Origin of the sequence: Jejubacter calystegiae, assembly GCF_005671395.1 — a bacterium.
GTDB classification, from domain to species: domain Bacteria; phylum Pseudomonadota; class Gammaproteobacteria; order Enterobacterales; family Enterobacteriaceae; genus Jejubacter; species Jejubacter calystegiae.
In genome coordinates this window covers 1,990,105-2,014,996 of the sequence record NZ_CP040428.1, presented here as the reverse complement: position 1 = coordinate 2,014,996, position 24,892 = coordinate 1,990,105, and the positions used below count along the sequence as shown (strand labels likewise).

The following is a 24,892-nucleotide window of genomic DNA, read 5'->3' as shown; positions in this document are numbered from 1 at the left end:
ACGGAAATTGCATTATCATACCTGTCATTCGGAGCGCTGCCTAACGGGCGAGCTCAAAAACGGACAGGATAAGACTGGCGCGTTGCCGCCTGGTAAGTTAGTCTCTGAGCGTTTGCCGACGCGAAGCCACTGATGACGGAACAACGAAAAAAACGTATGAAAAAACGTATTCCCACTTTGCTGGCCACCCTGATTGGTTCAGCGCTCTATAGCCAGTCAGGGATGGCTGCGGATCTCGCCTCGCAGTGTATGCTCGGCGTGCCTGGCTATAATCGCCCTCTGGTGAAAGGTGACACCAACAAGTTGCCGGTCACCATTAACGCCGATCGCGCAAAAGGGAATTATCCCGATAATGCGGTATTTACCGGTAATGTGGATATCCAGCAGGGTAACAGTCGTCTGCAAAGCGATGAAGTTCAGCTTCATCAAAAACAGGTCGATGGCCAGCCGGATCCGGTGCGTACCGTTGATGCCCTGGGCAATGTGCACTACGACGATAACCAGGTCATCCTGAAAGGTCCGAAAGCCTGGTCAAACCTGAACTCCAAAGACACCAACGTCTGGGAAGGTGACTACCAGATGGTGGGCCGTCAGGGGCGTGGTACTGCCGATCTGATGAAACAGCGCGGCGAAAACCGCTACACCATCCTGGAAAACGGGACCTTTACCTCCTGTCTGCCCGGCTCCAACACCTGGAGCGTAGTAGGTAGCGAAGTGATCCACGACCGCGAAGAGCAGGTCGCAGAAATTTGGAACGCCCGCTTTAAAATCGGCCCGGTGCCGGTATTCTACAGCCCTTACCTGCAACTGCCGGTGGGTGACAAGCGTCGTTCAGGCTTCCTGATCCCCAATGCTAAATACAGCTCTAACAGCGGTATTGAGTTCACGCTCCCGTACTACTGGAACATTGCGCCGAACTTCGACGCCACTATTACGCCGCACTACTATCAGGATCGCGGCAACGTCCAGTGGCAGAATGAATTCCGCTACCTGACTCATTTCGGCTCCGGTATTGTTGAATTCGACTACCTGCCCTCTGACAGCCAGTACCGCGAAGATCACCCGAGCGAAGACCGCAACCGTCGCTGGCTGTTCTACTGGCAGCATAGCGGAGTCGTGGATAAGGTCTGGCGCTTTAACGTTAACTACACCAAAGTTAGCGACCAGTACTATTTTAACGACTTCGATTCCGAATACGGCGACAGCACCGACGGTTATGCCACCCAGAAATTTAGCGTCGGTTACGCCAACGAAAACTTTGACGCGACGCTGTCGAGCAAGCAGTTCCAGGTGTTCGCCGATCAGGCTTCCCGAAATTCCTATCGTGCCGAACCGCAGCTCGACGTTAACTACTATATGAATGACCTGGGCCCGTTCGATGCCCACATCTACGCCCAGGCCGTAAAATTCACCAACGTTAACGACAATCTGCCGGAAGCAACCCGTCTGCACGTCGAACCCTCGCTTAACCTGCCGCTCTCTAACGGCTGGGGCAGTCTGAATACCGAAGTGAAGATGCTGGCGACCCACTACCAGCAGGATAATATTGATCGTTACAGTTATCTGGATGATTCCGTTAACCGCGTAATGCCGCAGTTTAAAGTGGACGGCAAACTGGTATTCGAGCGCGATATGAACTGGGCCGAGGGCTACACCCAGACCCTGGAGCCGCGCGCCCAGTACCTGTATCGCCCCTATCGCGACCAGAGCAATATCTATAGCTACGACTCCACCTTCCTGCAGTCTGACTACAGCGGTCTGTTCCGCGACCGGACTTACGGCGGCCTCGATCGTATCGACTCCGCCAACCAGGTGACCACCGGTCTGACCTCGCGTATTTATGATGACAGCGCCGTGGAACGTTTTAACGTTTCGCTGGGTCAAATCTACTACTTCACCGAATCTCGTACCGGTAGTGACGATATTAACTGGGAAAAAGACAAGAAGACCGGTTCGATGGTGTGGGCCGGCGACACCTACTGGCGCATTAGCGACCGTTGGGGCCTGCGCGGCGGGCTGCAGTACGATGCGCGCCTGAACAATATTTCCACCGGCAGCGGCGCTCTGGAGTACCGCAAAGATGCCGATCGCCTGGTTCAGTTGAACTACCGCTATGCCAGCCCGGAATATATTCGCGCCTCGCTGCCGAACTTCGCCAGCTCAGATCGCTATAAAGACGGTATCAACCAGGTCGGCGTGACCGCCAGTTGGCCGATCGTAGATCGCTGGTCTGTGGTGGGTGCTTACTATTACGACACCAACACCCACCAGCCCGCCGATCAGATGCTGGGCGTGCAGTATAACTCCTGCTGCTACGCGATCCGTGTCGGTTACGAACGTAAGCTCAACGGTTGGGAACATAACAAGAGCGCGTACGACGAGAAGATCGGCTTCAATATCGAGCTGCGTGGCCTGAGCTCCAACTACGGCCTTGGCACCCAGCAGATGCTGCGCTCGAACATTCTGCCGTATCAGAGTTCGCTGTAACTGATGTTTAAAACAAATCCGCTCCGCGGTAAATTCGGAAATGGAAAAAGTATGAAGAACTGGAGAACGCTGCTTATTGGTATCGCCCTGGCGGCGAATACCGCCTTCGCCGCCCCGCAGGTCGTCGACAAAGTCGCCGCCGTTGTTAATAACGGGGTGGTGCTGGAAAGCGACGTCAATGGCCTGATGCAGTCGGTCAAGCTTAATGCACGACAGGCAGGCCAGCAGCTCCCGGACGACAACACGCTGCGCCATCAGATTATGGAGCGTCTGATCATGGATCAGATCATCCTGCAGATGGGCCAGAAAGCGGGAGTTCAAATTAGCGACCAGCAGCTCGATCAGGCTATCGCCAATATCGCGGCTCAGAACCAGATGTCCGTGGATCAGCTGCGTAGCCGTCTGGCCTATGATGGTCTGAACTACGCCACTTATCGCAGTCAGATCCGTAAGGAGATGCTCATCGCCGAAGTGCGCAACAACGAAGTCCGCCGCCGTATCACCATTCTGCCCCAGGAAGTGGAACAGCTGTCCAAACAGGTGGCGGATCAGAACGATGCCAGCACCGAGCTGAATCTGAGCCACATCCTGCTGCCGCTGCCGGAAAACCCCAGCTCCGCCCAGGTTAACGAAGCCGGACAGCAGGCCACTTCTATTGCTGAACAAGCGCGTAATGGCGCCGATTTCGGCAAGCTGGCTATCACTTACTCCGCCGATGCTTCTGCCCTGAAGGGCGGCCAGATGGGTTGGGGACGTATTCAGGAGCTGCCTTCCATCTTCGCCCAGGCGCTGACCACGGCAAAGAAGGGCGATATTATCGGGCCAATCCGTTCCGGCGTGGGCTTCCACATCCTGAAAGTGAACGATCTGCGCGGCCAGACCCAGAATATCTCTGTCACAGAGGTTCACGCACGTCACATTCTGCTGAAGCCGTCGCCGATCATGAACGATCAGCAGGCGCGCCAGAAGCTGGAGCAGGTAGCCGCTGACATCCGCAGTGGCAAAACCACCTTCTCCCAGGCGGCGAAGGAGTTCTCTGAAGATCCCGGTTCTGCCAACCAGGGCGGCGATCTTGGCTGGGCCACGCCGGATATCTACGATCCGGCCTTCCGCGACGCACTTATGCGCCTGCAGCGCGGTCAGCTCAGTGCCCCGGTACACTCCTCCTTCGGCTGGCACCTGATCGAACTGCTGGACAGCCGCAAGGTCGATAAAACCGACGCAGCCCAGAAGGATCGCGCTTATCGCATGCTGTTTAACCGTAAGTTCGCTGAAGAGGCGCAGACCTGGATGCAGGAGCAGCGCGCCAGCGCCTACGTGAAGATTCAATAAATGATAAACACCGATCGTGTGGCGATCACTCCCGGCGAACCCGCCGGGATTGGTCCCGACCTGGTCGTCGCGCTCTCGCAGCGCGACTGGCCGGTGGAGCTGGTTGTCTGCGCTTCGCCGGATCTACTGCGCGAACGCGCGGCTTTACTCAACCACCCTCTTCAGCTTCTTCCTTACCAGCCTGATTCTGCACCGCGCCCTCAGAAAGCGGGTACGCTCACGGTCTGTGAGATTCCGCTGCATGCGCCGGTGACGCCAGGCCAGCTTGACGTCGCCAACGGCCAGTACGTGACCGACACCCTGGCCCGCGCCTGTGACGGCTGCCTGAGCGGTGAATTTGCCGCAGTGGTGACGGGGCCGGTGCATAAGGGGATCATTAACGATGCCGGTATTCCCTTTACCGGACATACCGAATTTCTGGAACAGCGCGCCGGTAGCGAAAAAGTCGTGATGATGCTGGCGACCGAAGAGTTACGGGTCGCGCTGGCCACCACGCATCTGCCGCTGCGGGCAGTGGCAGACGCCATTACCGCCCCACTGCTGCGCCAGGTGCTGACCATTCTGCATCAGGATCTGCGGCGCAAGTTCGGCATCGGCCAGCCCCATATTCTGGTCTGCGGCCTGAATCCGCACGCCGGTGAAGGGGGCCATATGGGTACAGAAGAGATTGACACCCTGATTCCGGTCCTGGAAGAAATGCGCGCCAGCGGCATGCGGCTGACCGGCCCTCTTCCCGCCGATACCCTGTTTCAGCCCAAATATCTGGACCACGCCGATGCTGTCCTTGCGATGTACCACGATCAGGGGCTGCCCGTGTTAAAATATCAGGGATTCGGGCGAGCAGTGAATATCACGCTGGGTCTGCCCTTCATTCGTACTTCGGTCGACCACGGTACCGCCCTTGAGCTGGCGGGTATGGGGAAGGCCGATGTCGGTAGTTTTACCACGGCGCTTAATCTCGCCATTAAAATGATTGTTAATAGTCAATGAATAATCGAGTCCATCAGGGCCATTTCGCCCGTAAACGCTTCGGGCAAAACTTTTTAAATGACCCGTTCATTATCGACAGCATCGTCAGCGCCATTCATCCCCAGAAGGATGAAGCGCTGGTCGAGATCGGTCCCGGCCTCGGCGCGCTAACCGAACCCGTTGGCGACAGGCTCGACAAGCTGACGGTCATCGAACTGGACCGCGATCTGGCTGCGCGTTTGAAGACCCATCCGTTCCTTGGCCCTAAGCTGACCATCTACCAGCAGGACGCCATGACCATGGATTTTGCAGCTCTGGCCAAAGAACAGGGCCAGTCGCTGCGCGTTTTCGGCAACCTGCCGTACAACATCTCCACGCCGCTGATGTTCCACCTCTTTAGCTATACTGACGCCATAAAGGATATGCACTTTATGCTGCAGAAGGAGGTGGTTAAGCGTCTGGTTGCAGGCCCGGATACGAAAGCGTATGGTCGTTTAAGCGTCATGGCGCAATATTACTGTCAGGTGATCCCGGTGCTGGAAGTGCCGCCCACGGCCTTCACGCCGCCGCCAAAAGTCGATTCCGCCGTGGTACGCCTGGTGCCGCACGCCACATTGCCGCATCCCGTAAAAGATTTACGGCTGCTGGAGCGTATCACCAGCGCAGCCTTTAATCAGCGCCGCAAAACGATTCGCAACAGCCTCGGCAATCTGTTCACCGTAGAGGCGCTGACCGAGTTAGGTATCGATCCGGCGATGCGCGCGGAGAATATTTCCGTTGCCGCTTACTGCCAGATGGCTAACTACTTAGCAGAGAATTCGCCGTCGAAGGAGAGCTGACCCATGTCTGATTCACCCCGCGTTTGCGTCCAGGTACAGAGCGTTTACATTGAGTCCCAGTCCACGCCCGAGGAAGAGCGCTTTGTCTTCGCCTATACCGTCACTATCCGCAACCTGGGGCGCGTGCCCGTGCAACTGCTGAGCCGCTACTGGCTAATCACTAACGGTAATGGTCGCGAGACCGAAGTCCAGGGTGAAGGCGTAGTCGGTCAGCAACCGCATATCGCACCGGGGGGTGAATACCAGTACACCAGCGGCGCCGTCATTGAAACGCCCTTTGGCACCATGCAGGGACATTATGAAATGATCGACGCCGCAGGCACCACCTTCCGCCTCGCCATCCCGGTTTTCCGGCTGGCAATTCCATCCTTCATACACTGAAAACACCATGTCGACATATCTGATTGGCGATGTTCACGGCTGCTATGATGAGCTGATTGCCCTGCTCAGACAGGTTTCATTCAATCCCGCTCAGGATACGCTGTGGCTGACCGGTGACCTGGTAGCCCGCGGCCCCGGTTCACTGGAAGTGCTACGCTATGTGCGTTCGTTGGGTGATGCCGCCCGCATCGTGCTGGGTAACCACGATCTGCATCTGCTGGCGGTTTTCGCCGGGATCAGCCGCAACAAGCCCAAAGATCGCGTGACCCAACTGCTGGAAGCACCGGACGCCGACGAACTCATCAACTGGTTGCGCCGTCAGCCTCTGTTGCAGGTGGATGAAGAGAAAAAACTGGTGATGGCCCACGCCGGCATTACGCCACAGTGGGATCTGCCAACCGCCATGGCCTGCGCCCGGGATGTGGAAGCGGTGCTGTCCAGCGATAGCTATCCGCTGTTCCTCGATGCCATGTACGGCGATATGCCCAATAACTGGAGCACTGACCTGAAAGGGCTGGCGCGGCTGCGTTTTATCACTAACGCCTTGACCCGCATGCGCTACTGCTTCCCTAACGGCCAGTTGGAGATGTACTGCAAAGATACGCCGGACAACGCCCCGGCGCCGCTGAAACCCTGGTTTGCGATCCCCGGCCCCGTGGCACAGTCGTACAGTATCGCTTTCGGCCACTGGGCATCGCTGGAAGGCAAAGGCACGCCGGAAGGCGTTTACGCGCTGGATACCGGCTGCTGCTGGGGCGGCGTTATGACCTGTCTGCGCTGGGAAGATAAGACCTGGTTTATCCAGCCTTCTCACCGCCAGAGCGATAACGACAGCGGCGAGGCCGCCGCCGCTTCCTGAATGGAACGCCTTAACGGCGTTCCAGCACCTCAAAGCAGTAGCTGTGAGAATTGCTCTCATCAGCATCGTGAAACTCACTGAATACCGACTGCCACTCGTCCGGCTCGTATTCCGGAAAATGGGTATCCCCTTCCACTTCGGCATCGATATGGGTCAGGTAGAGGCGCTGAGCCTGAGGCAGAAAGTGCTGGTAGATCTTACCGCCGCCGATCACCATGATTTCCGGCGCCTCACCGCAGGCGGCAATCGCCTCTTCCGGCGTGCTCACCCAGGTGACGCGAGCGTCATCTCCGGGGTTACGGCTAATCACAATATTCAGGCGTCCTGGCAGCGGGCGACCAATAGATTCCCACGTCCTGCGCCCCATTACCACGGGCTTATCCAGCGTATTACGCTTAAACCAGGCCAGGTCGGCCGGCAAACTCCACGGCATGGCGTTTTCCATACCAATTACGCGGTCGGCCGCCAGAGCGGCAATCAGACTGATCATTGTTAAAATCCCCGGGTCAAAAAATTGTCGCCACTATACGGAAAGCGGCGGGTTTCGTCGACGGATGCAGCACCCGCTGCTGTAGAAAATCTCTGTTGCATCACACCCGGCCAGCCATGCATTCTGGCAAACCCGCGCTGGCTGTCGCTGCACACCGTTGATAAAACCCGTCGTCATCGGTGTAAATCTGCCTGCACATGCGTAAAGGGCAGGGTATAGTGCAGGATTTGGGTCCCTGAAAGAGTCAGAACATGCTGGAAACTACCCTGCTTATTGCCACCATCGCTACCCTGGGAATGCTCTCTCCCGGGCCGGACTTCTTCCTGGTGATTAAAAACGCGGCCCGCTATACGCGCCCGGCAGCGCTGATGACCTGCGCCGGTGTGATCTGCGGCGTGGCAACCCATATGAGCTACTGTGTCGCCGGGCTGGCAGTGGTAATAACCACTACGCCCTGGCTGTTCGGCCTGCTGAAATACGCCGGAGCGGCTTATCTGGTCTGGGTGGGTCTGCATGCCCTCTTCTCCCGGGGCGGCAGTAAGATGGACGTCAGCCAGTATGGCGCCCGGCAGACCACGCTGAAAAAGGCGTTTCTCCAGGGCTATTTATGCAATCTGCTTAACCCTAAGGCCACGCTCTTTTTCCTTGCGATGTTCACCCAGGTGTTGAGCGTGAATTCCGGTCTCGGGGAGAAGCTGTGGTATGCCGGGGTCATCGTCGGGCTATCGGTTATCTGGTGGCCGCTGCTGGTATTGCTGATTCAGAGCGAACCCGTGCGTAAGGGGCTGGCCAGGGCGCAAAAGATTGTCGACCGACTGCTGGGTGGCGTACTGCTGGCTCTGGGCATTAAAGTCGCCTTAAGTTAATGTCCCTCTCCTTTGAAGAAGAGGGACACGCGCTATGCTTCGGGCTTCACTGCGGGTTCATCCGCCAGCGAGCCGCTGTGGACGCCCTCTTCCGTTCCCTGCCAGCCCAGGCGCTGCCCGGTATTAAGATGGCTGCGATCCTGATTGATGATGTCGGTCAGCATCGCACTTGAACGCTTGTAAACCGCGGCACGGCTAGCGGTATCGCTCTCACCGTTGACCAGTTCTTCCACCATCCGCAGATTAAAGCGCCGAAAGTGGTCCGCCCTCTCCCTGGCCTCATAGCCGCCAAGGCCCAGTTGCTCCAGCGCCATACGGCCAGCCCGCAGCGCCCCTTCAAAGGTTTCACGTTCCGGCTGGTCAATACCGACCTGACGCAGACGAATGTAGTGGTCCACATCGCGCGCCCTGGCGACAATTTTCAGCTGAGGAAAGTGCTCCCTGGCAAGCTCCGTCAGCTGCATATTGACCTGAGGATCGTCAATGGCGTTAATCAACACCTCGGCTTTTTCGGCACCGGCAGACTCCAGCAAATCAAGACGCGTGGCATCGCCGTAAAAGACCTTCATCCCAAACTTACGCAGGGTTTCGATATGATCCGGATCGTGATCCAGCACCACCATCTTCACGCCGCTGGTAAACAGCAAACGCCCGGCTATCTGACCAAAACGGCCAAATCCGGCGATGATCACCCGGGGCTGCTCTTCGTCGATATCATCGGCTTCCCCCTGCTGTTGAGCGCCGCTCTTCTCCAGCTTCGCCAGTAGCACCAGCAGCAGTGGCGTAATCGCCATCGACAGCGCTACCGCCAGGGTCAGGGATTTCGCCCAGCCGTCGTCCAGCACCTGCGCCATATGCGCCGCGCCAAAGACCACGAAGGCGAACTCACTCCCCTGCCCCAACAGCGCCGCAAAGGTGCGCCACTGACGACGCGGCACCTTCAGCGGCCAACCGATAACCCAGAGCACCAACCCCTTAATCACCTGAAAGCCCACCAGCAGCACTACCACCCGCAGGGGGTTATCGATCAAGGTACCAAAGTCGATGGACATGCCGACGCCGATAAAAAACAGCCCCAGTAGTAGTCCCTTAAAGGGTTCAATATCGCTTTCCAGCGCATGGCGGTATTCAGAGCTGGCCAGCAGTACCCCGGCCAGGAAAGCCCCCATCGCCATTGACAGCCCCGCCTCTTCCAGTAGCAGGCCGAAGCCGAAAACCAGAAACAGCGCCACGGCGCTGAACACTTCGCGCAGACCGGATCGCGCCACAAAGCGCAGCAGCGGGCGGGTGACGTAGCGGCCCAGCAGTATCACCAGCGCCAGCGCCCCCACCACCTTCAGCGCCGACAGGGTAAAAGCCCCAAGCGTAGTGGCAGCGCCGCTGCTGGCCAGCAGCGGAATCATCGCCACCAGCGGAATCGCTGCAATATCCTGGAACAGCAGCAGCGCGAAGGCGCTACGCCCCATCGGACTCACCGTCAGGTTACGTTCATTCATCGCCTGCATAGCAATAGCGGTGGAAGAGAGCGCCAGGGTCAGGCCAACCAGTGCCGCCACCTGCCAGCGCAGCCCCAGCGCCACGCAGAATCCGCCTAACGCCAGGCCGCAGGCCGCCATTTGCAGGAATCCGCCGCCAAACACCGAGGCGCGTAGTCGCCACAGACGCTGCGGATCCAGCTCCAGACCGATGACGAACAGCATCAACACCACGCCAATCTCGGCAAAGTGCAGGATGGTTTCGGCATCGGTCACCAGCCGTAGCCCCCAGGGCCCGATAATACAACCGGCAATCAGGTAGCCGAGCACGGAGCCTAATCCCAGACGCACCGCAACGGGCACAATCAGTGCGGCGGAGCCAAGATAGATCAGCGCCTGTATCATGCTATGGCTATCCATTATCCACCTCCTGCCAGTCCAGAAGGCGCTGTCGATAGCGCGAAGCGTGCATCTTCATGATCTCGTCTTCACAAATAAAGGCGTCGTGCAGTGAAAACGGTCGTAACCAGTTCAGGCCACAATAGAGCGCGGTCGCCTGTAGCGGCTGCGCCAGAACGTCAAAACCGGGATGGTCGCCCAGGCCAAAGTGGTGCTCGCTCCCCCCGGTGGTCACTGCCCACATCAGGCTCTTGCCATGGAGCGCCTTACCCCCTTCCCCATAGGCCCAGCCGTGAGACAGCACTTTGTCGATCCACAGCTTCATCAATGGCGGGATGCTGTACCACTGCATGGGGTGCTGCCAGATAATTAAATCAGCCTTCGCCAGCGCCGCCTGCTCGGCCCCGATATCGATATTAAAGTCGGGGTATAGATGATAAAGCGTGCGAATTTCCACCCCTGCTAAATCCCGTACCTGCTCCAGCATGCTGCGATTAGCATGGGAGTGCTCAGGATAAGGATGTGCATAAATAATCAGAATCATAAACATCCACTGCCTTGTTATTGTCTTATTCGTTTAGCGCACAGGGAGGCTGCGTAAGAATGGAATGAGGAAGCGTGTCGCCGTCCGTTTGCAGCCAGAGGATCCCTGGCGGGAAACATCCACAGTGAGTGTAGTCAGTTAATTCTTAGCCTGACAGAGGGAAGCGAGAAAATCCTGAAAAATCGGAGTCGGTATGGGGAAAGAAGGAAACCAGAGAAAGAAGAAGATCGGGTACAGGAGCCCCGCGCTCGCTGTACCCGTAACTCTGAAGCGCGTTCAGAGCCGCCACCCCGGACCGTGAAGGTCTTAGTTGTCCAGTTCGTTCATAGACTGAACCTGGTCGCGATTAATCTGTTCGGTTCTGCCGCTTTCGGCATTTTTGTAAGAAACCAGACCGGTATCATCATCCACCTGCGGCTTGCCGTCGGTGACGATGGTTTTACCGTCGGTCGTCTTGATGGACTGATTCGACGAGCATCCGCTTACAAAGAGCAGGGCCACTGCAGCAAGCGTAGAGGTAACAAGGAGTTTGGTACGCATAGTTTTCTCCTGACAATGTGATCGTTTTTCTCTTCCGTCCTTACACTATAGCCAAATCATCATCTTCCGACAGGGGCCGGGCGCGAAAAGCAGAGGACTCTTAAGAAAAGTTTCCCCGGTAAATCAATAAAAAACGGCCCCCGCCAGGGCGGAGGCCGTCAGGATGATAACCTGTTGCGGCGCGATTATTTCGCGATCTGCGCGTGCATCTCCTGCACCGAAATAACCTGCTCGGTGGCATCAGCATTCAGCGACATCGAGGTAGCGAAACCGCCGTTCAGGGTGGTGTCGTAATGCACCTTGTACTGCAATGCGCTGCGGCGAATGACCCGGGAATCTTCAATCGCCTGGCGTCCCGCCGTGGTGTTGATGATGTAGCTGTACTCGCCGTTCTTGATGCGGTCCTGGATATGCGGGCGACCTTCGTGCACCTTGTTAACCAGGCGCGGGTTGATACCCGCTTCGCCCAGCACAATGGCGGTGCCGTGAGTGGCATCCAGCTCAAAGCCGTGCTTAATCAGTCTGGCCGCCAGATCCACCACCCGCTCTTTATCGCCTTCGCGTACCGAAAGCAGGGCGCGGCCCCCTTTCTGCATCTTGCTCTGGCTGCCCAGCATCGCTTTAGCGAACGCTTCGGCAAAAGAGCGGCCAACCCCCATGACCTCACCGGTAGAGCGCATTTCCGGCCCCAGCAGCGGGTCGACGCCCGGGAATTTGTTGAACGGCAGCACCACCTCTTTCACCGAGTAGTACGGCGGGATCACCTCTTCGGTGTGGCCCTGGCTTACCAGACTCTGGCCAGCCATGACGCGCGCTGCCACCTTGGCCAACTGAACACCGGTTGCCTTGGAGACGAAAGGCACGGTACGCGCCGCACGCGGGTTCACCTCAATCAGATAAACTTCGTTGTCCTTCACTGCAAACTGGACGTTCATCAGACCGCGCACCTGCAGTTCGAAGGCCAGTTTACGCACCTGGTCGCGCATCACATCCTGAATCTCCTGACTCAGGGTGTAGGCCGGAAGCGAGCAGGCGGAGTCGCCGGAATGCACGCCAGCCTGTTCGATATGCTCCATAATGCCGCCAATCAGCACCGTGTCGCCGTCGCAGATGGCATCGACGTCTACTTCAACCGCGTCGTCCAGGAAGCGGTCCAGCAAGACCGGCGCATCGTTGGAAACGCTGACCGCCGTTTTAAAGTAGCGCTTGAGGTCGGTTTCGTCGTAGACGATTTCCATGGCACGGCCGCCCAGCACGTAAGAGGGGCGGACCACCAGCGGGTAGCCAATCTCTTTCGCCTTCTCGACCGCCTGTTCGATGGTGGTTACGGTAGCGTTAGCCGGCTGCTTCAGCTTCAGCCTCTCCACCGCCTGCTGGAAGCGCTCACGGTCTTCCGCACGGTCGATGGCGTCCGGGCTGGTGCCGATAATCGGAACGCCGGCGGCTTCCAGATCGCGGGCCAGTTTCAGCGGCGTCTGGCCGCCATACTGCACGATAACCCCTTTCGGCTGCTCGATGCGGACGATTTCCAGTACGTCTTCCAGCGTTACCGGCTCGAAGTAGAGGCGGTCAGAAGTGTCATAGTCGGTGGAAACCGTCTCCGGGTTACAGTTCACCATAATGGTTTCATAACCATCTTCGCGCAGCGCCAGCGCGGCGTGCACGCAGCAGTAGTCAAATTCGATACCCTGACCGATGCGGTTCGGACCACCGCCCAGCACCATAATCTTGTCACGCTGCGGGTTGGGGCGCGATTCACACTCCTCTTCCCAGGTGGAGTACATGTAGGCAGTATCGGTCGCGAACTCGGCGGCGCAGGTATCCACGCGCTTATAGACAGGATGCAGGCCCGACTTCTCGCGCAGTTTACGGATTTCTCCCTCACGCACGCCAGAAAGCGCAGCCAGTCGCGCATCGGAGAAGCCCTTGCGCTTCAACTGGCGCAGGAAGGTGGGGTTCAGACCGGTAATGCCGACTTCCGCCACCTGCTCTTCCAGGCGCACCAGCTCTTCAATCTGCACCAGGAACCAGCGGTCGATGTTGGTCAGGTTGAAGACGCCATCCACAGAGAGTCCGGCGCGGAAAGCATCGGCGATGTACCAGATACGCTCGGCACCGGCATCCTTCAGTTCGCGGCGGATTTTGGTCAGCGCTTCCGGGTCGTCCAGGCTGACTTTCGGGTCAAAGCCGGTGGCGCCCACTTCCAGACCGCGCAGCGCTTTCTGCAGCGACTCCTGCTGAGTGCGACCAATCGCCATCACTTCACCCACTGACTTCATCTGAGTGGTCAGGCGGTCGTTGGAACCCGCAAATTTCTCGAAGTTGAAGCGCGGGATCTTGGTGACGACATAGTCGATGGAAGGCTCGAACGACGCCGGGGTACGACCGCCGGTAATGTCGTTCATCAGTTCATCCAGGGTGTAACCCACCGCCAGCTTGGCCGCCACTTTAGCAATCGGGAAGCCGGTAGCTTTCGAAGCCAGCGCCGACGAGCGCGATACGCGCGGGTTCATTTCAATCACGATCAGGCGACCCGTTTTCGGGTTCACCGCAAACTGAACGTTGGAGCCGCCGGTTTCCACGCCGATCTCACGCAGTACCGCCATCGAGGCGTTACGCATGATCTGGTACTCTTTGTCGGTCAGCGTCTGAGCCGGAGCCACGGTGATGGAGTCACCGGTGTGAATCCCCATCGCATCGAAGTTTTCAATTGAGCAGACGATGATGCAGTTGTCGTTGCGGTCTCGCACCACCTCCATCTCATACTCTTTCCAGCCAATCAGCGACTCGTCAATCAGCAGCTCATTGGTCGGGGAGAGATCCAGACCGCGCTCGCAAATCTCTTCAAACTCTTCGCGGTTATATGCGATACCGCCACCGGTACCGCCCATGGTAAAGGAGGGGCGGATAATACAGGGGAATCCGACATCGTCAGCGACGGTCAGCGCTTCTTCCATGGTATGCGCAATGCCGGAGCGGGCAGTTTCAAGGCCGATTTTCTTCATCGCGACATCAAAGCGGCGACGATCTTCCGCCTTATCGATGGCATCCGCAGTGGCGCCGATCATCGCGACACCGAACTCTTCCAGCACCCCCTGGCGCTCCAGTTCCAGCGCGCAGTTAAGGGCGGTCTGACCGCCCATAGTGGGCAGAACCGCATCCGGACGCTCTTTTTCGATGATTTTGCGCACCACTTCCCAATGGATCGGCTCGATGTAGGTGGCATCCGCCATATCCGGGTCGGTCATGATGGTGGCCGGGTTGGAGTTCACCAGAATGACCCGGTAGCCCTCTTCACGCAGCGCCTTACAGGCCTGAGCGCCGGAGTAGTCGAATTCACACGCCTGGCCGATAACAATCGGGCCGGCGCCAAGAATCAGGATGCTTTTAATATCGGTACGTTTTGGCATGGCTTTTCTTGCTCCTGATTATTTCGCGCTGTGGCGATGTTGCTCAATAAGCTCAATAAAGTGGTCGAACAGCGGGGCGGCATCGTGCGGGCCGGGGCTCGCTTCAGGGTGTCCCTGGAAGCTGAACGCGGGCTTGTCGGTGCGGTGAATGCCCTGCAGGGTGCCGTCAAACAGCGAACGGTGAGTCGCGCGAAGATGAGCAGGCAGGGTGCTTTCATCAACCGCGAAACCGTGGTTCTGTGCGGTGATCATGACGCAATCCCTGTCCAGGTCCTTCACCGGGTGGTTACCACCGTGGTGACCAAATTTCATCTTCAGGGTGCGGGCGCCGCTGGCCAGGGCCAGCAACTGGTGACCCAGACAGATGCCGAACACCGGAATATCGGTTTCCAGGAAACGGGTAATGGCGTCGATAGCGTAGTCGCAGGGCTCCGGATCGCCAGGGCCGTTGGAAAGGAAGATGCCGTCCGGGTTCATCTTCAGCACCTCTTCCGCCGACGTCTGAGCAGGCACGACTGTCAGTCGGCAACCGCGGTCCACCAGCATGCGCAAGATGTTGCGCTTGGCGCCGTAGTCATAGGCCACCACGTGGTAAGGCAGCGCCTCTTCATTTTGCTCTTCAGGCAGGTCGCCCTGTAGCGTCCAGCTACCCTGGCGCCAGTGGCTGATGGCATCGCAGGTGACTTCTTTCGCCAGGTCCATTCCCTTAAGACCCGGGAAAGCCCGTGCCTGCGCCAGCGCGCTGGCGGCATCGGGATTATCACCGGCAATAATACAACCGTTCTGGGCGCCCTTCTCGCTTAGCAGCCGCGTCAGCTTACGGGTATCGATATCGGCAATGGCCACAATGTTGTGGCGCTTCAGATAGCTGGAGAGATCTTCCTGGCTGCGGAAGTTGCTGGCGATAATCGGCAGATCGCGAATAACCAGCCCCTGAGCATGCACCCGGGAAGACTCTTCATCGGCCAGGTTGGTACCGACATTACCGATATGGGGATAAGTAAGAGTGACAATCTGGCGAGAATAGGAAGGATCGGTGAGGATTTCTTGATAACCGGTCATTGAAGTATTGAAAACGACCTCTCCCACGGCCGATCCCAATGCCCCAATGGCCCGACCGTGGAATTGGGTTCCGTCTTCCAGAACCAACAGCGCTGACTTAATCAAAACGTCCTCCAGGGAATAAACAGTCACTTTTATTGCATAGTAATTCATCCCCAGGGGGAGAATCAATGCAATTACCGCACGACACGGCGAATTTTTGACAAACGGCGGCATTCTAGAGAGAGGCAGGGGGAAAGTCCAGCCTTAAGGCCATCTTTTATTATTATTTTGAGTCACTGATGAGAAAATTGGAGAGTAACAACCAAAAAAAGCAAAAAACCAGGCCAAAAACGGGCCTTTAAGGCGAAGAAAAGTAAAGAAGCATTCTATCACAGCTAAACGAAGTGGACCAAATGGTCAAAATTTACTTACAGAGGAGATACTAGCGCATAAAGACATTATTTTTAATCATCTAAGATAAAAAACACACCAAACTCAATAAATAAAAAGGGTGACAATATATCACCCTGACAATCAACACGTTATGATTGCAATTACCACATCACACGGATTACAACTCATTGAGATCCAGCACATCACGCATATCGTAAAGGCCAGTTTTTTTCGTCATTAACCATAAAGCAGAACGAACAGCGCCATTTGCGAATGTCATACGGCTGGAAGCCTTGTGAGTTATCTCAATACGCTCACCAATATCCGCAAACATCGCCGTATGCTCACCAACAATATCGCCTGCGCGAACCGTGGCGAAACCGATAGTGCCAGGTTCCCGCTCGCCGGTATGGCCTTCGCGAGACCAGACCGCGCACTGCTTCAGATCCTTACCCAGCGCTTCGGCAATAGTTTCCCCCATCGCCAGCGCGGTACCAGACGGAGCATCCACTTTATGGCGGTGGTGGGCTTCGATAATTTCAATGTCGGTGTGATTCCCCATCACCTTTGCGGCTTTTTCCAGCAGCTTCAGCAACACATTCACCCCCACGCTAAAGTTAGCGGCGAAAACCACCGGTATCGTGCTGGCCGCTTCCTGGATGGCCTGCTTTCCGGCATCATCAAAGCCGGTCGTGCCAATCACGATGCCTTTAGCGTGCTGGCGGCAAAAGGCCAGATGGTTCAGCGTTCCTTCCGGGCGGGTAAAATCGATCAGCACATCGAAGTCATTGACCACATCATCCAGAGCGGTGGCAACGGTCACTCCACAGCGCCCTACTCCCGCCAGCTCACCGGCATCGCTTCCTGCAAGCGTTGAGCCAGAACGCTCCAGCGCCGCCCCAAGCGTAACCCCTTCTGCCTGCATCGCCGCCTGAATCAACTGGCGGCCCATTCGTCCCCCGGCGCCGGCTATTGCGACGCGAACCTGTGCATCATGCATATCTGTCTTGTACTCTTAATAATGGACTGTCGAATAAAACGCTCTCAGATTAGCCAGCCCACGCCCGGGCCGCCAGCCGAAAACCTCGATAATTAGAAATTTATGACAAAACGGTGTCAGTATCAGTAAAAGGCATTACCGCTACAATGAGAGTTCATAGCTAACAACCAGTTGTCCTTTCTTTAGTTTAACGCCTGTCATTCGCACACATCCAACCTCTCCAGGATGGTTAACGTGGGTACCCCTTAACGCGAAGATCCCTGATTACGGCTGAGGCATAAACTGCCAGCCGCCCTCACCGTGGTAGATCATCTGGCGCGTCATACCGCCATCGATACAGATATTTTCGCCGGTGATAAATCCGGCCTTATCGCTACACAGAAACAGAACCATATGGGCGATATCCAGCGGGTTACCGACCCGGCCTGCCGGATGCTGAGCGGCATCCGGCCCCTGATAGTCGGTAAAATCGGTATCGATCCAGCCCGGCGAAATGGCATTCACCCGTACCTTACCCGCCAGACTTACCGCCAGCGCGTGAGTCAGCGCCGATATCCCCCCTTTAGCAGCGGTATAGCTTTCCGTGTTGGCCTGGCTCATTCTGTCGCGGGACGAGGAGATATTGATAATGGCAGCACCCGGCCGAAAACAGGGCGCAAAGCGTTTGCTAAGCCAGAAAGGGGAGCTGACTCCCACCTTCAACGCCTCGTTAAACTGCTGCCAGCTCAGGTTTTCGATACCGCCATTCATAAACATGGCGTTATTAATCAGGAAATCCACCGCGCCATGACGGGCGATCACCTCATCGGCGAAGTGGTTCAGATCGGACTCACTGGCCAGATCGCCGGTAAAGGTGCATCCCGGCTGCCTGTCGATACTGCATACCGTGGCGCCCGCCTGTTCAAAGGCCTGCACCAGGGTTTTACCGATACCGGCTGCGCCGCCGGTGACTACCGCAATTTTACCGTTAAATTCTGTCATAGCTTCCTCCTCGAGTCATGGCGCCCGCGCCAGTAGCTCCGCCACCCACTTCCGAAAACCGTCTACATCCAGCCCCAGCACCACCCGGGCATTAGCGGATTGTCCCAGTCGCCCTTCAATATCCACTACCGTGGTACCCGCAGTCCATTCGCCACGAGTCTCCACCGCCACAAAGCAATCACGCAGGTCAAACAACTGCGGTTGTACCAGCGCGGCGATGGCACACAGATCGTGCATGCGTAATCCGGTGGACATACTGCCGCTACGGTAGTGGCTAAAGATGGCATGCAGCATGGCGCCGGTACGATTCATTGTCGGTAGCTGAGCCAGAAAATCCGGCGCCAGTATCGCCTGGTTGGTGACATCCAGTCCGCACATCACAATATCCAGACCGCTGGCAAAGACCCTGGCGGCCGCTTCGGGATCGACGGCAATGTTAAATTCAGCGTTGGGCGTAAAGTTACCGCGACCCGCAGAACCGCCCATGATGACCAGACGGTGAATTTTGGTCAGGATGTCCGGATACTGGGTCAGCAGCAGCGCGATATTGGTCAGCGGCCCGATGGCCACCAGCGTCATCGGCTGCGGGCTTGCCATCAGGCAGTCATGGATGGCCTGAAAGGCCGGTACAGCCAGCGGCGTGCGATCGTGCGCCACAAAGTCGTAGCCCTCCATACCCGATACGCCATGTACCCCGGCGGCATCACGCGCCGGGCGCGCCAGCGGCGTTGCCGCTCCGCGAGCCACCGGTACATCCGCCTGCCAGAAATGGGTCAACTGCAGCGCATTACGGGTGGTTTTATCCACCCCGACATTACCTGACACGGTGGTGATCAGTTGCAGATCCAGTTGAGGCTCAAAGAGCGCGGCGGCAAGCGCGACAGCGTCATCGATGCCGGGATCGGTATCGAGAATTATCGGGATGCGTTTCATCGGCTTCTCCATAAAAAAATGCCAGACGGTTTATCCATCTGGCATTCTCGCATACTGAGGATGAAGCGCATGAACCGGGATTGCGGCCCCGATCACAGCACTGAATTATGCTTCGTGCACATCCAGCCGCAGCTCGCGCGGCACTTCGAAGAAGATGTTCTCTTCCCGGCCGGTCAGCTCAAGCACATCGCCGCCGCCCAGCGCTTTCAGGCGCGCCAGCACATTCTGTACCAGCACATCCGGCGCTGAAGCGCCAGCGGTAACGCCCACGCACTCAATACCGGCCAGCCAGGCGTCCTGAATGTCGTCGGCATCGTCGATCAGCCACGCCGGTTTCCCCATGCGTCTGGCCAGTTCCGCCAGGCGATTAGAGTTAGAGGAGTTCTTCGATCCCACCACTAACACGGCATCGGCCTGACTCGCCAGTTCGCGCACCGCCTGCTGACGGTTGGTGGTGGCGTAGCAGATATCGTCCTTACGCGGTCCGACGATCTTCGGGAATCGCTCACGCAGCGCATCGATCACTTCGGAAGTGTCATCCACCGACAGCGTGGTCTGGGTCATAAACGACAGCTTGCCTTCGTCTTTGATCTCAAGCGTCCAGACATCATCCGGTGATTCCACCAGGTACATACCCCCTTTCGGGTTACTGTACTGCCCCATGGTGCCTTCCACTTCCGGATGACCGGCGTGGCCGATCAAAATCGACTCTTCACCGCGACGGCTGGCGCGCGCCACTTCCATATGGACCTTGGTCACCAGCGGGCAGGTGGCATCAAAGATGGTCAGATCGCGGCTCTTCGCTTCGTTGCGTACCGCCTGGGAAACGCCATGGGCCGAAAAGATAAGGATAGCGCCGTCCGGCACTTCGCTAATCTCTTCAATAAAGATAGCGCCGCGCTCGCGCAGGTCATCCACCACGTAGCGGTTATGCACCACTTCGTGACGCACGTACACCGGCGCGCCGTAAATCGCCAGCGCGTTCTCTACGATGCTGATAGCCCTGTCGACTCCGGCACAGAAGCCCCGGGGATTAGCCAGCAGAATCCGCATGTTGCCCCTCCAGCGCCGGATCGATTTCCAGCACCTCGATATCAAAATGGATGGTGCGCCCGGCAAGAGGGTGGTTGAAGTCCACGGTAATGGAGTCTCCGCTCACCTCCTGAATCACGCCAGGCATCTCGCTGCCGTCCATTGCGGTAAAGAGCATAATGGTGCCGGTTTCCGGCTCCCCGGCATCGATAAACTCGCGCCGGGAAAAGTACTGAATCAGATCCGGACTGGGGACGCCAAACGCCTCTTCCGGTTGCAGCGAAAACGCATGTCTAGCCCCTGGTTTCAGGCCCAGAAGATGACGCTCCAGCCCTTCGGAAAGGGAACCATCGCCCATCTGAAACAGCGCCGGTTTACCGTTCGCCTGGGTCGACTCCGCCGTAGAGCCATCATCCAGCTTCAGCGTAAAGTGCACCAGCACTGCGCTGTCGCTTTGTACAGAGTCCGCCATTAGCTCCCCTTGTTGTTGGCCGCCTTCTTCTTATCGGAAGGAGCAATAAAACTTTCCAGCACGATGAGTGCGGCGCCGATGCAGATCGCCATATCGGCAATATTAAAGGTGGCAAAATGCCAGTCGCCGACATAGAAGTCGATCATATCGACCACAAAGCCATGCACCATGCGGTCAAACAGGTTGCCCAACGCCCCGCCAATAATTAAAGCATAGGCGATATTGTTGAGCTTCTGGCTGGCTGCAGAGCGGTACATCAGCGCCAGCAGCACCACGGCAATACCAATAGCAATGCCGGCAAAGAACCAGCGCTGCCAGCCCCCTTTATCCGCCAGGAAGCTGAATGCCGCGCCCGGGTTGTGGGCGTAGTGCAGGTTCAGAAACGGAATCAGCGGCCGGGTTTCAAACAGCTGGAAATTATCCATTACCCACTGTTTGACGCCCAGATCCACGACCAGAACCAGGAGCGCCAGCCACAGCCAGCGCAGTCCCGTTGAAAGTAATGGTTTACTCATCAGGCAAACTTACGTTGTTCACCGTCGCCGGCGACGTTGCTGACACAGCGTCCGCAGATCTCTGCGTGGTCCGCCACCTTGCCAATATCGGTCGTGTAGTGCCAGCAACGCGGGCACTTCTCGCCGATGGCTTTACTCAGACCCACTTTCAGGCCCTTAATTAGTTCGCTCTGCGTGGCTTCTTCGCCCGCTGCGGCATAATCCGCGACTTCAGCGCCGGAGGTCAACAGGACAAATCGCAGTTCTTCGCCAAGGGAACGCAGCTTCGTCGCCAGTTCCGGTTCAGCATACAGCGTGACCGCCGCTTCCAGCGAACCGCCCACGCGCTTGTCGGCACGGGCCTGCTCAATGACCTTGTTCACCTCGCCGCGCACCTGCAGCAGGTCGGCCCAGAAGGCGTCGTTCATCGGCTCGTTTTCCGAAAGCGTAAACAGCCCTTCGTACCATTCACCGGTGAACACGTACTTATCGCGGGCTCCCGGCAGATGGCCCCACAGCTCATCAGCCGTGAAGGAAAGGATCGGCGCCATCCAGCGCACCAGCGCTTCAACGATATGATAAAGCGCCGTCTGGCAGCTGCGACGCGCGACACTGTCCGCCTTCGCGGTGTACTGGCGATCCTTAATGATATCCAGATAGAAAGAGCCCATCTCGATAGAACAGAAACGCATCAGGCGCTGTACCACTTCATGGAAGTCGTACGCTTCATAAGCTTTGAGGATATCGGCCTGAGCCGCGCGGGCACAACCCACCGCCCAGCGATCCAGCACCACCATCTCTTCCGGTTTCACCATATCCTTCGCGGGATCGAAACCGTTCAGGTTGGCCAGCAGGAAGCGAGCGGTGTTACGGATACGACGATAGCTGTCGGCTGCGCGCTTCAGAATTTCGTCGGAAACCGCCATTTCGCCGGTGTAATCGGTGGAAGCCACCCACAGGCGCAGAATATCGGCGCCCAGTTTGTTCATCACATCCTGCGGGCTGACAGTGTTGCCGATAGACTTGGACATCTTGCGCCCCTGCCCATCTACGGTGAAGCCGTGCGTCAGTACCTGACGATAAGGCGCTTTGCCCTTCATCGCGGTCGAGATCATCAGCGAAGACATGAACCAACCGCGGTGCTGGTCGGAGCCTTCCAGATACATATCGGCAGCGTGACCGGCGAATTCCGGACGCACATCCACCACGGAAGCGTGGGTGGATCCGGAGTCAAACCAGACGTCCAGGGTATCCGGCACTTTCACGTAGTTATCAGCGTCATCGCCCATGATGTCGCGGGGATCGAGATCCCACCAGGCCTGAATGCCGTCCACTTCTACGCGCTTCGCCACCTCTTCCATCAGCTCCTGAGTGCGCGGATGTAGCTCTTCGGTCTCTTTATGCACGAACAGCGACATCGGTACGCCCCAGGTACGCTGGCGGGAGATACACCAGTCCGGGCGGTTAGCGACCATAGATTCGATACGTGCCTGACCCCAGTCCGGGATCCACTGAACGCCCTTGATCTCTTCCAGGGATTTTTTGCGCAGCCCGTTCTGATCCATGCTGACAAACCACTGCGGCGTGGCGCGGAAGATGATCGGCGTTTTATGACGCCAGCAGTGCGGATAGCTGTGCAGCAGTTTTTCCACGTGCAGCAGCGCGCCCTTTTCGCGCAGCAGCTCAACGATGGTGTCGTTGGCTTTAAAGACCTGCAGCCCATCCAGCGTCGGGTAAGTACCCGGCAGGAAGCAGCCGTCCGGACCAACCGGATTGGCGATTTCCAGACCGTATTTCTGACTGATGGTGTAGTCGTCCGGGCCGTGGCCGCCTGCGGTGTGCACCGCACCAGTACCGGCATCCAGCGTCACGTGGTCGCCCATAATGGCCGGAACGTCGAAGTCCAGGAACGGGTGCTTAAAGCGCATCAGTTCCAGATCGGCACCTTTTGCAGTGCCCAGGATCTGCCAGCCTTCAATGCCAGCGCTCTGCATCACGCTTTCTACCAGATCTTTCGCCAGAATCATCGCCTGACCTTCCGCCTGGACCAGCGCATATTCAAACTCCGGGTGCAGGGAGATTGCGCGGTCGGCGGGCAGCGTCCAGGGCGTGGTGGTCCAGATCACCAGAGAAACCGGCCCCTTTACCTCGCTCACGCCAAATTTCGCGGTAACCGCAGCGGCATCGGTCGCCTGGAAGGCCACGTAGATAGACGGCGAGGTTTTGTCGTAGTACTCCACCTCGGCTTCGGCCAGCGCCGAACGGCAGTCCACACACCAGTGTACCGGCTTGGCCCCTTTGTGCAGATGGCCGTTACCGATGATCTTACCCAGCGCGCGAATGATGTTGGCTTCGGTTTTGAAGTCCATGGTCAGATAGGGGTGACTCCAGTCGCCCAGAACCCCCAGGCGGATAAAGTCCTTACGCTGGCCTTCCACCTGTTCGGCGGCATACTTGCGGCAGGCGGCACGGAACTCAGCGGCAGACACTTTCTCACCTGGTTTGCCGATCAGCTGTTCAACCTTCAGTTCGATAGGCAAGCCGTGGCAGTCCCAACCCGGAACATACGGGGAGTCGTAACCGGAAAGCCCTTTGGACTTCACGATAATGTCTTTCAGAATCTTATTAACCGAGTGACCAATATGAATGTTGCCGTTCGCGTAGGGAGGGCCATCATGAAGAATGAAAGTTTTTTTGCCTTTTTTCGCTTTGCGGATGATGCCGTACAGATCGTCATCGGTCCAACGCGCCAGCATGCCCGGTTCACGCTTAGCGAGATCGCCGCGCATCGGGAACCCTGTTTCCGGCAAATTCAGGGTGGATTTAAAGTCACTCATCAGATTCTCGGTTCCGTATTTCGGTTTGGTTAATGCTTTATCAGACGCCAGGCGCGGCAACTATTGCGGCAGCGCCAGCCCGAAGAATTCCCGGGCCGTCATCTCGTCTCTGGCGATCTGCGCTTTCAACGCATCCAGCGAAGCAAAACGCTGCTCGTTGCGGATTTTGCTACGCATAATCACTTCAATATGTCGCCCGTACAGATCCAGTGTAACGTCCAGCAGATGGACCTCCAGCTGCTGGCGTGTCCCTTCTACCGTAGGGCGGGTGCCGATATTGGCAACGCCGAATAGCGGCGTTTCTGCGGCGCCCAGTACCTCGACGGCATAAACGCCTTTGACCGGCGACACCTGGCGACGCAGCGGCAGGTTCGCCGTAGGAAAACCGATAGTGCGCCCCAGCTCATCGCCGTGCACCACGCGCCCGGAAATAGAAAATGGGCGTCCCAACAGGCTTTCCACCAGCGTTAAATCATCATTCGCCAGCGCCTGACGCACCGCGGTACTGCTGATACGCACGCCGCCTTCGCAGAAGGTATGGGTGCTGACGACGTTAAAACCGTACTCTTGTCCGGCTTTCTGTAATAATAAGAAATCGCCCTTGCGACCAGCGCCAAAGCGGAAATCATCCCCCACTGCCAGGTAGCGAACCCCCAGACTACCGACCAACAGCTCTTTCACGAAGCTTTCGGCAGTCAGCGCCGCGAATCGACGATCGAAACGCACGCAGAGAACGTAGTCCACGCCGCATTCAGCAAGGTAACGCACTTTTTCCCGCAGACGCGTCAGGCGCGCAGGAGCTTCATTGCCTGCAAACAGCTCAAGGGGCTGGGGCTCAAAGATCATCACAATCACCGGCAACTGGCGACGACGCCCCTCTTCGACCAGCCCCTGTAGCAGGGACTGATGACCACGATGCACGCCGTCAAAATTACCAATGGTCAACACGCAACCGTGATGGCTGGCGTTGATATTATGTATGCCGCGTATCAGCTTCATGACAGGCTCAAAACAGTGGAAATCGGCGGATTATACCTTGTACAGCCGTTAAAATTAACCGGCGAATGGTTCGTTATAGCATAAAGCGGCAATGATTTTTCCTCTGTTGACGGCCC

General features: G+C 57.3%; 21 protein-coding genes. 7 read left to right on the top strand and 14 right to left on the bottom strand.

Annotated elements, in window-relative coordinates; translation table 11 throughout:
- Positions 1 to 156: 156 nt before the first annotated feature.
- Genes lptD through apaH form a run of 6 tightly spaced genes read left to right on the top strand, consistent with a single transcriptional unit; the run spans position 157 to position 6,867 of the window.
- Positions 157 to 2,487, top strand: a complete 2,331-nt coding sequence (lptD, locus tag FEM41_RS09340; protein WP_138095715.1) for an LPS assembly protein LptD — start codon at positions 157 to 159, stop codon at positions 2,485 to 2,487.
- Positions 2,488 to 2,538: 51 nt separating this feature from the next.
- Complete coding sequence (gene surA / locus FEM41_RS09335; RefSeq protein WP_138095714.1) at positions 2,539 to 3,819, top strand: peptidylprolyl isomerase SurA; 1,281 nt, start codon at positions 2,539 to 2,541, stop codon at positions 3,817 to 3,819.
- Positions 3,820 to 4,809, top strand: a complete 990-nt coding sequence (gene pdxA, locus FEM41_RS09330) for a 4-hydroxythreonine-4-phosphate dehydrogenase PdxA (protein WP_138095713.1) — start codon at positions 3,820 to 3,822, stop codon at positions 4,807 to 4,809.
- Positions 4,806 to 5,627 (top strand): 16S rRNA (adenine(1518)-N(6)/adenine(1519)-N(6))-dimethyltransferase RsmA, encoded by an 822-nt coding sequence (gene rsmA / locus FEM41_RS09325; RefSeq protein WP_138095712.1) that lies wholly within the window; start codon positions 4,806 to 4,808, stop codon positions 5,625 to 5,627. Before pdxA ends, rsmA begins: the two co-directional genes overlap by 4 nt.
- Positions 5,628 to 5,630: 3 nt before the next feature.
- Complete coding sequence (gene apaG / locus FEM41_RS09320) at positions 5,631 to 6,008, top strand: Co2+/Mg2+ efflux protein ApaG (protein WP_138095711.1); 378 nt, start codon at positions 5,631 to 5,633, stop codon at positions 6,006 to 6,008.
- Positions 6,009 to 6,015: 7 nt separating this feature from the next.
- Positions 6,016 to 6,867 (top strand): bis(5'-nucleosyl)-tetraphosphatase (symmetrical) ApaH, encoded by an 852-nt coding sequence (gene apaH / locus FEM41_RS09315; RefSeq protein WP_138095710.1) that lies wholly within the window; start codon positions 6,016 to 6,018, stop codon positions 6,865 to 6,867.
- Between the two features lie 10 nt (positions 6,868 to 6,877).
- On the opposite strand, the gene folA is transcribed toward apaH, so the two are convergent.
- A complete protein-coding gene (folA, locus tag FEM41_RS09310; protein WP_138095709.1) occupies positions 6,878 to 7,357 on the bottom strand; it encodes a type 3 dihydrofolate reductase in 480 nt (159 codons plus the stop codon).
- Between the two features lie 251 nt (positions 7,358 to 7,608).
- Between folA and FEM41_RS09305 the strand changes: the two genes are divergently transcribed.
- Positions 7,609 to 8,223, top strand: a complete 615-nt coding sequence (locus FEM41_RS09305) for a LysE family transporter (protein ID WP_138095708.1) — start codon at positions 7,609 to 7,611, stop codon at positions 8,221 to 8,223.
- Positions 8,224 to 8,255: 32 nt separating this feature from the next.
- Here FEM41_RS09305 and kefC read toward each other — a convergent pair whose 3' ends face one another.
- The 13 genes from kefC to ribF all read right to left on the bottom strand — a co-directional run bounded on the left by kefC (position 8,256) and on the right by ribF (position 24,776).
- Entirely contained in the window at positions 8,256 to 10,118 is a 1,863-nt protein-coding gene (gene kefC / locus FEM41_RS09300; protein ID WP_138095707.1) for a glutathione-regulated potassium-efflux system protein KefC, read from the bottom strand.
- A complete protein-coding gene (gene kefF, locus FEM41_RS09295) occupies positions 10,111 to 10,641 on the bottom strand; it encodes a glutathione-regulated potassium-efflux system oxidoreductase KefF (protein WP_138095706.1) in 531 nt (176 codons plus the stop codon). Before kefF ends, kefC begins: the two co-directional genes overlap by 8 nt.
- 306 nt (positions 10,642 to 10,947) lie before the next feature.
- Positions 10,948 to 11,181 (bottom strand): YgdI/YgdR family lipoprotein, encoded by a 234-nt coding sequence (locus FEM41_RS09290; protein WP_138095705.1) that lies wholly within the window; start codon positions 11,179 to 11,181, stop codon positions 10,948 to 10,950.
- Between the two features lie 185 nt (positions 11,182 to 11,366).
- Positions 11,367 to 14,591, bottom strand: a complete 3,225-nt coding sequence (gene carB / locus FEM41_RS09285) for a carbamoyl-phosphate synthase large subunit (protein WP_138095704.1) — start codon at positions 14,589 to 14,591, stop codon at positions 11,367 to 11,369.
- 18 nt (positions 14,592 to 14,609) lie between these two features.
- Entirely contained in the window at positions 14,610 to 15,758 is a 1,149-nt protein-coding gene (gene carA / locus FEM41_RS09280; protein ID WP_138095703.1) for a glutamine-hydrolyzing carbamoyl-phosphate synthase small subunit, read from the bottom strand.
- Positions 15,759 to 16,206: 448 nt separating this feature from the next.
- Entirely contained in the window at positions 16,207 to 17,028 is an 822-nt protein-coding gene (dapB, locus tag FEM41_RS09275; protein WP_138095702.1) for a 4-hydroxy-tetrahydrodipicolinate reductase, read from the bottom strand.
- 264 nt (positions 17,029 to 17,292) lie between these two features.
- Positions 17,293 to 18,009 (bottom strand): SDR family NAD(P)-dependent oxidoreductase, encoded by a 717-nt coding sequence (locus FEM41_RS09270; RefSeq protein ID WP_138095701.1) that lies wholly within the window; start codon positions 18,007 to 18,009, stop codon positions 17,293 to 17,295.
- A 15-nt stretch (positions 18,010 to 18,024) separates the two neighbouring features.
- Complete coding sequence (gene rihC / locus FEM41_RS09265) at positions 18,025 to 18,942, bottom strand: ribonucleoside hydrolase RihC (RefSeq protein ID WP_138095700.1); 918 nt, start codon at positions 18,940 to 18,942, stop codon at positions 18,025 to 18,027.
- Positions 18,943 to 19,047: 105 nt separating this feature from the next.
- Positions 19,048 to 19,995: a 4-hydroxy-3-methylbut-2-enyl diphosphate reductase gene (ispH, locus tag FEM41_RS09260; protein ID WP_138095699.1), complete on the bottom strand. Its 948-nt coding sequence runs from the start codon at positions 19,993 to 19,995 to the stop codon at positions 19,048 to 19,050.
- A complete protein-coding gene (gene fkpB / locus FEM41_RS09255; protein WP_138095698.1) occupies positions 19,976 to 20,446 on the bottom strand; it encodes an FKBP-type peptidyl-prolyl cis-trans isomerase in 471 nt (156 codons plus the stop codon). The genes ispH and fkpB overlap by 20 nt, the downstream gene beginning before the upstream one ends.
- A complete protein-coding gene (lspA, locus tag FEM41_RS09250) occupies positions 20,446 to 20,961 on the bottom strand; it encodes a signal peptidase II (RefSeq protein ID WP_138095697.1) in 516 nt (171 codons plus the stop codon). The genes fkpB and lspA overlap by 1 nt, the downstream gene beginning before the upstream one ends.
- Positions 20,961 to 23,777: an isoleucine--tRNA ligase gene (ileS, locus tag FEM41_RS09245; RefSeq protein WP_138095696.1), complete on the bottom strand. Its 2,817-nt coding sequence runs from the start codon at positions 23,775 to 23,777 to the stop codon at positions 20,961 to 20,963. The genes lspA and ileS overlap by 1 nt, the downstream gene beginning before the upstream one ends.
- A gap of 60 nt (positions 23,778 to 23,837) precedes the next feature.
- Positions 23,838 to 24,776: a bifunctional riboflavin kinase/FAD synthetase gene (gene ribF, locus FEM41_RS09240; RefSeq protein ID WP_138095695.1), complete on the bottom strand. Its 939-nt coding sequence runs from the start codon at positions 24,774 to 24,776 to the stop codon at positions 23,838 to 23,840.
- Positions 24,777 to 24,892: the final 116 nt, after the last annotated feature.